9 protein-coding genes are annotated in these 13,082 nt (G+C 70.3%); 6 read left to right on the top strand and 3 right to left on the bottom strand.

Annotated elements, in window-relative coordinates:
- The first annotated feature begins 32 nt into the window (after nucleotides 1-32).
- The 3 genes from D7Y15_RS10875 (at nucleotide 33) to D7Y15_RS10885 (ending at nucleotide 3,390) form a co-directional block, all read left to right on the top strand.
- Nucleotides 33-1,253 (top strand): glycosyltransferase family 4 protein, encoded by a 1,221-nt coding sequence (locus tag D7Y15_RS10875; RefSeq protein WP_121752511.1) that lies wholly within the window; start codon nucleotides 33-35, stop codon nucleotides 1,251-1,253.
- On the top strand, nucleotides 1,250-2,575 hold the full coding sequence (locus tag D7Y15_RS10880) for a lipopolysaccharide biosynthesis protein (RefSeq protein WP_121752512.1): 1,326 nt from the start codon (nucleotides 1,250-1,252) through the stop codon (nucleotides 2,573-2,575). The genes D7Y15_RS10875 and D7Y15_RS10880 overlap by 4 nt, the downstream gene beginning before the upstream one ends.
- 68 nt (nucleotides 2,576-2,643) lie before the next feature.
- Entirely contained in the window at nucleotides 2,644-3,390 is a 747-nt protein-coding gene (locus D7Y15_RS10885; RefSeq protein WP_121752513.1) for a sugar transferase, read from the top strand.
- On the opposite strand, the gene D7Y15_RS10890 is transcribed toward D7Y15_RS10885, so the two are convergent.
- Both D7Y15_RS10890 and D7Y15_RS10895 read right to left on the bottom strand, forming a co-directional pair.
- Nucleotides 3,311-4,462 (bottom strand): DegT/DnrJ/EryC1/StrS aminotransferase family protein, encoded by a 1,152-nt coding sequence (locus D7Y15_RS10890; RefSeq protein WP_121752514.1) that lies wholly within the window; start codon nucleotides 4,460-4,462, stop codon nucleotides 3,311-3,313. The genes D7Y15_RS10885 and D7Y15_RS10890 overlap by 80 nt on opposite strands.
- Nucleotides 4,463-4,586: 124 nt before the next feature.
- Nucleotides 4,587-5,960 carry a hypothetical protein gene (locus tag D7Y15_RS10895; RefSeq protein WP_121752515.1) on the bottom strand — a complete coding sequence of 458 codons (1,374 nt, stop codon included), beginning with the start codon at nucleotides 5,958-5,960 and terminating at the stop codon, nucleotides 4,587-4,589.
- 625 nt (nucleotides 5,961-6,585) lie between these two features.
- Between D7Y15_RS10895 and D7Y15_RS45640 the strand changes: the two genes are divergently transcribed.
- A complete protein-coding gene (locus tag D7Y15_RS45640) occupies nucleotides 6,586-7,143 on the top strand; it encodes a GNAT family N-acetyltransferase (RefSeq protein ID WP_255424680.1) in 558 nt (185 codons plus the stop codon).
- 77 nt (nucleotides 7,144-7,220) lie between these two features.
- Here the strand turns inward: D7Y15_RS45640 and D7Y15_RS10905 are convergent, their stop codons facing one another.
- Nucleotides 7,221-9,101: a nucleoside-diphosphate sugar epimerase/dehydratase gene (locus D7Y15_RS10905; RefSeq protein ID WP_233604894.1), complete on the bottom strand. Its 1,881-nt coding sequence runs from the start codon at nucleotides 9,099-9,101 to the stop codon at nucleotides 7,221-7,223.
- A 490-nt stretch (nucleotides 9,102-9,591) separates the two neighbouring features.
- On the opposite strand from D7Y15_RS10905, the gene D7Y15_RS10910 reads away from it, so the two are divergent.
- Nucleotides 9,592-10,221 carry a histidine phosphatase family protein gene (locus D7Y15_RS10910; RefSeq protein WP_121752517.1) on the top strand — a complete coding sequence of 210 codons (630 nt, stop codon included), beginning with the start codon at nucleotides 9,592-9,594 and terminating at the stop codon, nucleotides 10,219-10,221.
- 48 nt (nucleotides 10,222-10,269) lie between these two features.
- A complete protein-coding gene (locus tag D7Y15_RS10915; protein ID WP_148712743.1) occupies nucleotides 10,270-12,918 on the top strand; it encodes a winged helix-turn-helix domain-containing protein in 2,649 nt (882 codons plus the stop codon).
- The last annotated feature ends 164 nt before the right edge of the window (nucleotides 12,919-13,082 follow it).

Here is a 13,082-nt window from a genome sequence, read left to right on the forward strand (position 1 = left end):
TCCCCAACCCTCATTCACAGGAGCCGCCTGACATGCGCATCGTCTATCTGCATCAGTACTTCAACACCCCCACCATGCACGGGGGCACGCGCTCCTATGAGCTCGCGCGGCGCCTGGTCTCCATGGGCCACGAGGTCCACATGGTGACCTCCGACACCCGCACGGACGGAGGCACGGGCAAGGGCTGGCGCGAGTCCAACGAGAGCGGCATCCAGGTGCACTGGCTGCCGGTGCCGTACAACAACGCCATGAGCTACCCGGACCGCATCCGGGCCTTCAGCCACTTCGCCGTCAACTCCACGCGCCGCGCCGCGCAGCTGCCCGCGGACGTGTTCTTCGCCACCAGCACGCCGCTCACCATCGCGGTGCCGGGCATCGCCGCGTCGCGGTGGAACAAGCGGCCCATGGTCTTCGAGGTGCGCGACTTGTGGCCCGCCATCCCCATCGCGGTGGGCGCGCTCAAGAGCCGCTCCGCCATCCTGGCCGCTCAGCTGCTGGAGCGGGCCGCGTACGCGGGCGCGGAGCACATCGTCGCGCTGTCGCCGGGCATGAAGGCGGGCGTGGAGGCGGCGGGCGTGCCGTCGGAGAAGATCACCATCATCCCCAACCTCTGCGACCCGGACCGCTTCCAGGTGCCGGCGTCCGCGGGCCAGGAGCTCCGGCAGAAGTACGCGTGGCTGGGGGACAGGCCCATGGTGCTGTACGCGGGCACGCTGGGGCTGGTGAACGGCGTGGAGTACCTGGTGCGGGTGGCCGCGGAGATGCGGAGGCTGGACCCGGAGGTCCGCTTCGTCATCATGGGCAAGGGCCGCGAGGAGTCCCTGCTGCACGCGCTGGCGGAGCGGCTGGGCGTGAAGAACCAGAACCTCTTCTTCCTGCCCAGCGTGCCCAAGGAGCAGGTGCCCGCGGTGCTGAGCGCGGCCACCATCGCCACGTCGATGTTCACGGACGTGCCGGGCATGCAGGACAACTCCGCCAACAAGTTCTTCGACGCGCTCGCGGCGGGCCGTCCGCTGGCGCTCAACTACGGCGGCTGGCAGGCGGAGCTGCTGGACCGGGAGGCCTTTGGCCTCAGGCTGCCGCCCAAGGACATCCCCGCCGCGGCGGCCATGCTGGCCAAAAGGCTGCGCGACCCGCGCTGGCTCGCGGAGGCCGGCGCGCTGGCCGGGAAGCTGGGCCGGGAGCGCTACTCCGCGGACATCGCGGCGAAGCGGCTGTCAGAGGTACTGCAGCGCGCGGCGGCCCGGTCATGACAGCGCGCTCGGTGGGGAGCAACTTCGTCTGGTCGCTCTCCGCCGGGCTCATCTATGCCCTCGCGCAATGGGGCGTCCTGGTGGCCTTCGCGCGGCTGGCCACCATGGAGGAGGTGGGCCAGTTCGCGCTCGCCCTGGCCATCACCGCCCCGGTGCTGCTGATGTCCCGCATGCAGCTGCGCACGCTCCAGGCCACGGACGCCCGGAGCGCCTTCGGCTTCGAGCACTACCTGGGCCTGATGGTGCTCAACGTCGTCGCGGGCGTGGCGATGTGCTGCGCCATCGCCACGGGGATGGCGGACTCGCTCCACGCGGGCTGGGTCATCGCGCTGGTGGCGCTGGCCAAGGGCTTCGAGGCGGTGAGCGAGGTCTTCTACGGCGCGCTCCAGAAGGTGGAGCGGCTGGGGCTCATCGCCCGGTCCACCATCGCCAAGAGCGTGCTGTCCGTGGTGCTGGTGCCGCTGGCGCTGTGGCTCACGCACAGCCCCATCGCCGGCGCGGCGGCCATGGCCTTCGCCTGGGCCATCGTCCTCTTCGTCTTCGACGCGCGGGCGCTCCGGCGCGAGTTCCCCGGCGTGCGCCCCTGGAGCACCCTCTGGCGCACGCCGTGGCGCACGGAGGGCACGCGGCTCAAGGCGCTCTTCCTCCTGTGCTGGGTGCTGGGCCTCACCGCGCTGATGGGCGCGCTGCGGCCCAACATCCCCCGCTACCTGCTGGAGGCACACGCGGGCCATGCGGAGCTGGGCATGTACGCCGCGCTCGCGTACTTCGCCGCGCTGGGCGGCCGGGTGGTGCACTCGCTGGGGCAGGCGGTGAGCCCCCGGCTGGGGCGCTACCACGCTGCGGGGGACGCGCGCCGCTACGGCAAGGTGCTGGTGGGCTTCACGGCGGCGTCCGCGGGGGTGGGCCTGTGCGCCATCGCCGGTGCGGCACTGCTCGGCCGGTGGGCGCTGACGCTCTTCTACGGCGCCGCCTATGCCGGAAATCTCACGTTGTTCGTCTGGCTGATGGGGGCGGCGGCGCTGGAGTACGTCTGCTTGAGCCTCGCGGTGGGACTCACCGCGGCGCGCGAGCTCAAGGGCCAGGTGGTGCTGCTCGTCGTCTCCGTGGCCGTGGTCGCGCTGGGCAGCGCGGTGTGGGTGCCGCGCGTGGGCCCGGTGGGGGCCGCATGGGCCCTGGGGCTGGGGTGGGTGTCGGAACTCGCGTGCAGCGTCTGGCTGACCTTGCGCGTCTGGCGGCGGCTGACGGCACCGGAGCCCGCGCAAGCGCTTCGGACCGCCCCAGCGGGCCCCGTGGATGCACGGGAGCCGACAACAGGATGAGTCCCAGGGGTCGTGGTGGAGGACTGAAAGGATTTCTAGCCTTTCCGACTTCAAGGAGCGACGTCCCCATGCAAAGACAGGCAGGAACCGGGCTGTTCCTCAAGCGGTGCATCGACGTGGTGGCGGCAGGAGTGGGATTGATATGCCTTTCCCCCGTGATGGCCGCCACGGGCCTGTTCGTCCGTCTGACCCTGGGCGGCCCCGTCCTCTTCCGGCAGCGGCGCCCGGGGAAGAATGGCCAGCTGTTCACCGTCCTCAAGTTCCGCACGATGCTGGAGGCCACGGACGCGAACGGACAGGTGCTGCCGGACGAGCAGCGCCTCACCTGGGCCGGGCGGCTCTTGCGCTCCACCAGCCTGGATGAGCTGCCGCAGCTGTGGAACGTGCTCCGGGGCGACATGAGCCTGGTGGGGCCGCGTCCGCTGCTCGTGGAGTACCTGCCGCGTTACTCCGCGGAGCAGGCGCGGCGCCACGACGTGCTGCCCGGCATCACCGGCTGGGCGCAGATCAACGGCCGCAACGCGCTCTCCTGGGAGGAGCGCTTCCGGCAGGACGTCTGGTACGTGGACCACTGGAGCGTGGCGCTGGACCTGAAGATACTGGCGCTGACGGTGGTGCGCGTGCTGCAGCGCCAGGGCATCTCCTTCGCCAGCGAGGCCACCCTGCACAAGTTCATGGGCACCCCGCAGCCGGAGGCCAGGGTCCTGGCGCTCCGGCAGCAGGAACAGGCCCAGGTCAGCCCGCCGTCCGCAGCCCCTGTTTCCGGGGAACGGCTTGGACCGCCTCCACCACCCGTTCGAGTTCCCGGCGCGTGAGGTTGGAACCGGACGGCAGGCACAGGCCGTGGCGGAACAGGTCCTCCGCCACGCTGCCCCGCCGCCGCTCGAAGTTCGCGAAGACGGGTTGAAGGTGCATCGGCTTCCACACCGGCCGCGCCTCGATGTTCTCCCGCTCCAGCGCGGTGCGGACCGCTTCCCGGTCCGCGCCGAACGCCTCCGGGTCGATGGTGAGGGTCGTCAGCCAGCGCGTGTGACGGCCCCACGGGGCCTCCGGCATGAACTGGATGCCCGGCAGGCCCCGGAAGGCCTCCGCGTAGAAGGCGTGGTTCGCGCGGCGCGCGGCCACCCGGTCCTCCAGCACGTGCAGCTGCCCCCGCCCGATGGCGGCCAGCACGTTGCTCATCCGGTAGTTGTAGCCAACCTCCGAGTGCTGGTAGTGCGGCGCCGTGTCTCGCGCCTGCGTGGCCAGCTTGAGCGCGTGCTGCACCAGCTCGCCGTCCGCGGACACCAGCATCCCGCCGCCGGACGTGGTGAGGATTTTATTGCCGTTGAACGAATAGATGCCCACGCGGCCCACCGTGCCAGGGGCCCGTCCCTTGTAGGTGCTGCCCAGGGCCTCCGCCGCGTCCTCCACCACGGGCACGCCGTAGCGGTCGCAGGTGGCCATGAGGGGATCCAGGTCCGCGCTCTGGCCGTACAGGTGCACCACCACCACGGCGCGGGGCAGCCGGCCCAGGCGGGCCCGCATCGCCAGCTCCTCCTCCAGCAGCGCGGGGTCCATGTTCCAGGACGTGCGCTCGCTGTCGATGAAGACCGGGGACGCGCCCAGGTAGCGGATGGGATTCACCGACGCGGAGAAGGTGAGCGTGCTCACCAGCACGTCGTCGCCGGGCCCCACGCCCACCAGCTGGAGCGCCAGGTGGAGCGCGGCCGTCCCGGAGCTCAGCGCCAGCGCGTGCGGCGTCCCCACGCACCGGGCGAACTCCTCCTGGAAGGCATCGACGTGGGGGCCCAGGGGGGCAATCCAATTGCTTGCGAACGCGTCGTCGACATAGCCGCGCTCGAGCGTGCCCATGTGGGGCGAAGACAGGTAGATGCGGGAGGACATGCGAAAAACTCCAGGCAAGACCGGGTCCATGGACCCCGGCATTGCCTGGAGCGTTCGCACACTCCCTCCTCCCGCGCGCTCGGGCGGGAGGAGGGGGTGTTTGTTTCACATCGTGGAATTCGGCTTAGAGCGCCGAACCCTGGGACAGCAGCTTCGCGTTGAGCGCGCCGTTGCCGTAGTACTGGGTGTTCTGGCCCACGGTGTGGGTCTCCAGACGCTGCTGGAGGGCGGCGTTGTAGCGGCCCAGCTTCACCAGGCCGTCATTGAACCAGCCCGTGCCGCTGCCCGTGCCGTCCACGTAGTTGCCGTACTTCTTGGCGGACGGCCAGATGACGTTGTTCAGGGTGACGACGAACTTGCGCATGTCCGCGTCCGTCCACTCCATGCCCGCGTCGTGGGCTTCCACGATGTAGGCCATCACGCCGTTGCCGTGCGCCACGTCCTGGCCCGGGCGCTTCTTGGAGCCCCACTCGGCGGCCCAGAAGTACGCGTTGGAGTTCACCGGGCTGGTCATCAGCTGGCCGCGCAGCGACGAGGTGTTGTTGGGCATGTCACGGTTGATGTTGTTGAAGACGGTCAGGTACTGCGCCTTCTTCGTGGCGTCCGTCGTCATCTTCGACAGGTCCATGGCGATGTACGCCCAGTGCGACGCCATGTGCGTATTGACGCGGTAGAGGTAGCTGTTCGCGCCGCGCTTGTTCCACTTCTCGAACATGTTCCGTTCGGTGAACGCCAGCAGCTTGTCGTACTGCGTCTTGTACGTGCTGTTGTTGTAGAGCGCGGGCGTCTCACGGATGGTGCGCAGCATGCGCGTCACGTAACGCCAGCAGTAGCTTTCGAACAGGGGGACTTCCTGGCCCAGCGTGTCCGAGCGGGCGGACGCCCACCCCAGGTAGCTGTCCTTGAACTGGCTCCTGGGCAGCGAAGAGGAGACCTTCGCGTGGTTGACCATGTTGTTCACATACAGCAGCGCCCGGTCCATGTACTGCGTCTTGCCGGTGGCGCGATACATCGCGGTGTTGCCATCGACGCCGTAGGCGAGGTCGTAGAACTGCCAGCTGTCCAGCGACTGGCTCTTGGGCAGGAAGCTGGAGGTGTGCTCCGAGTTCCAGCGGTTCAGGAACAGCGTCTCCCAGGCCGCGACCGAGCGCAGGCTGGTGGCGGCCTGGGCCGTGGTGCCAAGGCCCTCCTCCGCGGTGGAGGGGGCAGGCGACTCCGCGGCGGCAGAACCGTCCGCCTCCGGAGTGGTGGGAGCAGCCTCGGCCTCCGGCTCGGAGGGACCCACTGCGATCTGCTCTTCGGGGGAAGAGGGAGCGAGCGTGTCCGCGTCAGGGGTGGAGACTTCGGTGCTGCCCGGGGTGTTATCTCCGTTGGGACTGGCCGTGCTGGCACCGTCCTGCTCGGGTTGGGGGCCGCAAGCACCACCACCCACCAGCAGGGTCAGCGACAACAGGGACGACAGGGCACGACCAGAGTTGCGACGACGGGATTCCAACATCAGGGGGGTCCTGTGGGGTAGCTCCCGTCAACCGCCCGGTAGGCTACCCTGTTGTGGGAACGCCGGAGTGCGTTCACCGGACGCCAAAATGTTTTGGCGACCCAGGTAATTCCTTTGTGATTAGACAAAAAAAGACACGGTGACTGCCCGTGAGTTGTCAGTCCAAGGCCCCATGGGCCTGTCCGCCTGAGCCGGTATGTGCGGTATCAGGGGTGGGGGGTGTATGACGAGGACAGGGCAGGCGAGCGCCATGCTGGTTCCCGACGCGGGCGCCTCGGCGCTATCCGGGCAGTACTTCCGCTCTGAGAATCACCTGCGCGCGGAGCAGGTCACCCATACGCTGGCGATTGAAGAAACCGATACACGCAGGACGTTGCGAATCCCACTCATCGTGCGAGCGATTGAGGGGACTTCGTACCGCGACGCCATTTCTCCGTATGGATTTCCGGGCGGTGAGCTGGACGGGTTGAGCGAGGTGCCAGCACCTGCCGTGGATTGGCGGGGCACGGAACTGGTCAGTATTTTCGTGAGGGAGCGGGTCCAGGGACCGCATTGCTTCTCGGGTGGTACCGCGCGCAACGAGGTCTTTTTCGTGGACCCATGCCGCCCGCTCACACCCCGGGAGATGCACCGCCGACACATGCGGCGAAATGTCCGGCTGGGATTCGTGAGCACCGTGTGTGCGGCCCGGGACGCACCGCCTGAAGAGCGCGCGGGGTTTCGCGAGGTGTACCGGCAGACCATGGTCCGGGACCAGGCGTGCCGCCGGTACTTCTTCTCCGACGCGTACTTCGAGGAGCTGTTCGCGTCCCCGGAGGCCTGGCTCGCGACGACGCGCGCGCCGGATGGGACGGTCGCCTCCGCGGCCCTGGTCGTCCGCAGCGACGGACTCCTGCACTACTACCTGGGCGGCACGGCGGATGCGCACCTGGCGCGCTCACCGGCGAAGAACGTCTTCGGCGAGATGAGCGCCTTGTGCGTGCGGCTGGGGCTTCCGCTTCACCTGGGGGGCGGGCTCTCTCCGGGGGACGGCCTGGAGGACTTCAAGCGCGGCTTCTCCAACGCCAGCGGCCGCATCCACACGCACGAAATCGTCTGCGACGCGGCGGCGTACGCTTCGCTTTCGGAGGGCCACCCCGCCAGCGGCTTCTTTCCGGCCTACCGCTCCCAGCACCTCCCATGACGAAGAGCCCCGGCCTCCCGCCCTCGAAGGGGCACGGGAGACCGGGGCTCCTCATGGACGGCCGGGGCCGCGTGGGGTCAGGCGCTGACGTTCTGCTCCGCCGAGGATGGCTTCGCGGGGCCGAAGGCGGGCAACACCTTCGCCACCGTCCCCGTCATCTTCGACGGGGTGTACGCGGGGATGAGGTCCTGGAGGGCGCGCTTCACGTCGTGGGAGTCACCGGCGCGGGCCGCGCGGTCCAGGCGCCTGAGCTGGAGCTGGAAGTCCGCGGGCGGCGCGGGGCTGCGGGCCACCTTGATGCGGTTGCGCACCTTCTGGGTGAGCTCCTCCTCCTCGGACATGAGCGTCTCCTCCAGCTTCTCTCCGGGGCGCAGGCCCGTGTAGACGATGGAGATGTCCTTGTCCGGCACCAGGCCCGTCATGGTGATCATGTTCGCGGCCAGCTCCGCGATGCGGACCGGCTCTCCCATGTCCAGGATGCACAGCTCGCCGTAGCCGCCCAGGCCGGCCAGCACCACCAGGCCCACCGCCTCCGGGATGATCATGAAGTAGCGGGTGCAGTCCGGGTGGGTGACCGTGACGGGGCCGCCCGCTTGAATCTGCTGCTTGAAGAGCGGCACCACGCTGCCCGCGGACCCCAGCACGTTGCCGAAGCGGACGGCGCAGAAGGTGGTGCGCGACGTCACCGCGATGTCGCGGATGACCATCTCCGCCAGCCGCTTGGAGGCGCCCATCACCGACGAGGGCTTCACCGCCTTGTCGGTGGAGATGAGGATGAAACGCTCCGCCCCGCACGCGTCCGCCATGCGCGCCACGTTCTGCGTGCCGAAGACGTTGTTCTTGATGGCCTCCTCCGGCGAGTCCTCCATCAGGGGCACGTGCTTGTGCGCCGCCGCGTGGAAGACGTACTGCGGCGCGAACTCCTGGCCAATGCGCATCAGCCGGTCCAGGTCGCGGATGTCCGCCACCACGGAGTGCACCGGCACGTGCGGGTAGCGCGACTGCAGCTGGCGCACCAGCAGGTAGAGCTCGTTCTCGTTGATGTCCACCACCACCAGCGACGCGGGCGAGTGCCCCGCGACCTGCCGGACGATTTCACTGCCGATGGAGCCCGCGCCGCCGGTGACGAGGATGCGGCGGCCCGTCACCAGCCGGTGCACCTCGTCATGGTCGAACGAGATGGCATCCCGGGGCAGCAGGTGCTCCGGCGACAGGTCGTGCAGCATGGCGGCGGTGATCTTCTGGTCCAGGTACGCGAACGAGGCCGGGATGATCTTGAAGCTGACGCTCTGGTGCCGGCACAGGCTCAAGAGGTGCCGGGTGCGCTCCGGGGACAGCCGGGGGATGGCGATGAGCACCTGCGTCACCCGGTGCTTCCTCATCAGCTCCGGCAGCGCGTCCAGCACGCCGAGCACCGGCTTGCCATTGAGGTACGTGCCCTGCTTGCCGGGGTCGTCATCCACCAGGCCGATGACGTGCCACGGGCTGTTGCGGTCCCGCACCAGGTCACGAAGGAGCAGGTCTCCGGCGCTGCCCGCGCCCACGATGAGGGTGCGCTGGGAGCCTTGCGCCCGCGCGCGCTGACGGTCCAGGTACCACTGTCGAACCATGCGCGGGGCGAAGCGGTGAAAGCCCAGCAGCGTGGTGGTGATGAAGAACTCCAGCGCGACCACCTGCCCCGGCAGCGATTCCATGAAGAAGATGGAGCGCAGCAATTCGAACACGATGGTGCCCGCGAGGCTGGCCAGCTCCAGCCGGACCGCCTCGTGGATGCCGGAGCGGTCGAAGGACCAGCGGTGCAGGCCCAGCCAGATGAGCGTCACCAGGCGCACCACGACCAGCAGCGCCACGGCCCGGGGCAGGACCTCCTTGCAGGCCGGGGACAGCCCGTCCGCGAAGTGCAGCATCGTGGCGGCGACCAGCGAGCTGGCGATGAGGACCGAGTCCACGCCCAGCATTCTCAGCCAGCCGAAACGGTGAGTCCTTCGCGGTGCGTGCTCCGGGGTTTCCCGTGGCCCTGCGTCCAGGCTCATCGCTTCCAGATTCTGACCGTGTTTCATCGATGTCTCCCCCTCCGGCCCAGCGTCCACGGAGAATCCGCCGTCCTCCCATCGCGTAATCAGGAAGACACGCCCTAGCTCGGAATCGCGGAAAGGTGGACGCGCGTCCAGTGTCATCACAGCCGTCCAGGAGTGCTGTCCGACCTGATTCCCGGGAACGTGCTCGCCAGCGAGCAGGCGCCCTGCCCCACGGGGCCAGAAGACAGACATCCCCAGGGCTCCCAGGCGCCGGGCCTCCATGGGCACCTGGCCTGCCGCGGTGGCGTTTCATCGATGTGACACATCCCCGGGAGGAAGGGGCGGGCGCGGCCGTGGCGCGATGGCGGCGGCGCCGGACTGACACTTCGCGAGTCTTGCTCCGCCGGAGCCCGCCCGCCACGCTTGGGCCATGACGACCGAATTCATCCTGCTCCGGCACGGGGAGACGGAGTGGAACGCACTGGGGCGCCTGCAGGGGCACCTGAACAGCATGCTCAGCCGTGAAGGGCAGCGGCAGGCGGAGGCGCTCGCGGCGCGGCTGGCCACCCTTCCCTTCCAGGCCCTCTACAGCAGCGACCTGGACCGCGCGGTGCAGACGGCCTCCCGCATCGCGGCGAGGACGGGCCACGACGTCCAGCGGGACGCGCGCCTGAGGGAGCGCGGGTTGGGCGTGCTCGAAGGGCTGACGCGCGCGGAGGCCGGCCAGCGTCACCCGGCTGTCTTCGCCGCGTACGCGGAGGGACATGCCGACTACGTGGTGCCCGAAGGGGAGAGCGCGTCCCAGCGCCTGCGGCTGGCGCTGCACTGCCTGGAGGAGCTGGGTGCGCGCCATCCAGGGGCCCGCGTCGTGGTGGTCACCCATGGCGGCCTGCTCAGCGCCCTGTTGCGCCACTGCCTGGGCATCCCCGCCGCCGCGCCGCGCGCCTTCTCCGTCCTCAACGCGGGTTGGAACCAGTTCGACCTCCATGACGGGTCCTTGCGGATGGTGACCTGGGGGGACGTCAGCCACCTGAGCGCGCTCAGCCTGGACGACACCTGAAGCGTCTGTGACGGACCGTGCCTGGATGGACGTACAATGACGCGCGCCATGCGCACGCCAACCGCTCCGGGGCTGGGACCGCCTGCTGTCTTCGTGGGCCGAGCCCAGGAGGTACGGCGGCTGGGGGACATGCTGAGGCGCGTGCGCACGGGCGTCGTCTACGGGCTGCCCGGGGCGGGCAAGTCCGCGCTGGTGGCGGCGGTGGCCGCGAAGCACCGGGGGCCCGTCGTGCACCGGCGCGTGCGGCCCGGGGACACGCTGGACACGGTGGTGGACGACGTGCGCCGCCTGCTGAGCGAAGCGCCCGTGGCCCAGGCCCTGTCGGACGCGTCCCGGCTGGAGGCGCTGGCGGGGGAGCTGGAGGCGCGCCGCGCCCTGTGCGTGCTGGACGACCTGCACGTGCTCGGGCCGCCGGAGCGCGCCGCGCTGGTGGAGGACCTGGGAGGTCGGCTCCGGCAGGGCACGCTGCTGGCCACCTCGCGCGAGTCGGTGCCCCGGCACGCGGCGAGTCCGGACCGGGTGGAGCTGCGGCTGGAGGGCCTGCCGGAGGAGGCCGCGAGAGAGCTGTGGCGGGAGCTGGACGCGCTCTACGGCGAGCGCGACGGCTTCGACGCGGCGTGGGGCCGCTCGCGGGGCCTGCCCTTCCTCCTGCGCCGCGCCCACGCGGGCGACACGGGCGGGGACGAACCGGTGCGGGCGGCGCTCGCCGCGCTGCCCGCGGACGAACGGCGGCTGGCCGCGATGATGTCCCTGAGCCAGCTGCCGCTCACCATGAGCACGCTGCGGCCGGTGCTGTCCGGCGACGCGGCGGACCAGGCGCTGCGCCAGCTGGGCGCGAAGCTGCTGGTGGAGACGGACTCGCGGGGCCGGCACGGCGTGCACGACCTGGTGCGCGAGGCGATGGTGTCCCTGCTGTCGCCGGACGAAGCGCGCGCGGGCCACGAAGCGCTGCTGGAGGCCCTGGAAGAGGAGCCCCTGCCCGCCGTGGTCCGGGTGCGCGCGGTGTGCCGCCACCTCCAGGCGCTCGGCCGGCATGAAGCGCGCGCGGACTTCATCGTCGCGCAGGCGGAGGCCCTGGTGCGCCACGGCGCCGCGGACGAACTCCTGGGCCTGTTGGACTCGCTGCCCGCCGCGCTGCGCACGCCCCAGGTGAAGCTGGCCCATGCGAGAGCGCGGGTGCGGCTGCTGGATTTGCGCCGGGCCTATCCGGAGCTGTTGGCCCTGCGCGCCTCGCTGGAGGCCGACGCCGGAGCGCCGGACCCGGAGTCGAACGAGGCCCTGCGCGAGGGCGTGGGCGCCGTGCTGGTGCGGGTGGCCCTCTTCGCTATGGAGCCGGAGGCCTGCGAACGCACGCTGGAGTCCATGCCGGTGCCGAGCAGCGCGGAGGTCTTCCTCCAGCAATTGCTGGCATGGACCGCGCTGCGCTTCTTCCAGGGACGGCTGGATGAATCCCTGGCGATGCTGGACAACGCCGCCACCGCGACCGGGGACCGGCGCGTGCTGGGCTGGTGCGCCTACGCCCGCGCGCTGATGCTCTGGATTGAAGGCCGGGACAGCGAGCTGGCGGAGCCCCTGGCCCAATGTGTGTCATTGCTGGAGGACGCGCCGCTCGACTCGCGGGGCCCCCTGGTGGCGGCCATGTCCGCGGGCATCCTCAGCCGGCTGGGCCGCTTCACGGAGGCCGACGCCGCGCTCGCCAGCGCCCGGGAGCGCCTGGGCCAGCTGGGCGCCCCCCGCCTCGCGCTGGAGCTGGACTGCATCGCGGCGTGGGTGCGCGGAGAGTCGGGACAGCGCGGAGCGGCGCTCGCGGCGCTGAGGGAGACGGAAGGCCGCGCGGAGAAGGCGGGCTACCTCTTCGTCCGGCTGCTGTGCCGCGTGGGCTCGGGCCGCATGCTGCTGGAAATGGGCCGGCGCGCGGAGGGCCACGCACAGCTGGACGCGGTGGAGGAAGAGGTCCGGGCGCGCGGCGTGGTGGGGCTGATGCGCGCCGCCCGGGTGGCGCGCACGCTGGACGTGCCGGGGCCGGAGGCACCGCCCGTCACAGTGGAGCCCCGCGAGGTGCGCCCCGGCATCGCCGCCCGCCAGCGCGCCCTGGCCGCCCTGGCCGCCGCCCGGAGCGCGGACGCCCCGCGCGCCACGGCGCTGCTCACCGCGCTGGAGCCCCTGGCCCGGGGTGACGACTTCGCGCTGGAGCGCATGCTGGGACACCTGACCCGCGCCACGCTCCACCGTCACGCGGGCCGCGCCCGCGAGGCGGCGCAGGCCCTGGAGGAGGCCACGCGCGAAGGCACCAGGGGAGGAGTGGACCCCGAGCTGATGGCGGAGCTGAACCGGCCACTCGCCTCCGCCGCGCAAGCCGCTTCCCTCCCGCAGGCGCCCGCGCCGGAAGAGGTGGTGCTGGACGCCCGCCGTCACGAGCTGCGCGCCCCAGGGAAGACCGTCTCCCTGGAGCGCAGAGCCCTGCCGCGAAGGCTGCTCTACGCCCTGGCCCGCCAACCAGGCCGCATCCTGCCGAAGGAGGACTGCGTGCGCGCCATGTGGAACGCGGACTACGACCCGCGCCTGCATGACAACGCCTTGCGCGTCCACGTAAGCCACGTGCGAGACATGCTGGAGGGCACCGGCACCCGGGTGGTCTTCGAGGACCCCGGCTACCGCCTGGAGGTGTCTCCAGGCTTCACCTTCGTCGCCGAGTAGACATCCAGAGCCTGGACATGTGACACGCTGTAGCAGTCACGCCAACCCCATCACAGTAGTTATCCAGTTACAATAAATCGTCGGCCAGGGCATTTACAAGGAGTCCTGGGTTCATCCAGAATCCCGCCGCCTCATATTTTCCAACAAAAACGGGGTTCACATGA

Origin of the sequence: Corallococcus sp. AB030 (assembly GCF_003668965.1) — a bacterium.
Lineage (GTDB): Bacteria > Myxococcota > Myxococcia > Myxococcales > Myxococcaceae > Corallococcus > Corallococcus exiguus.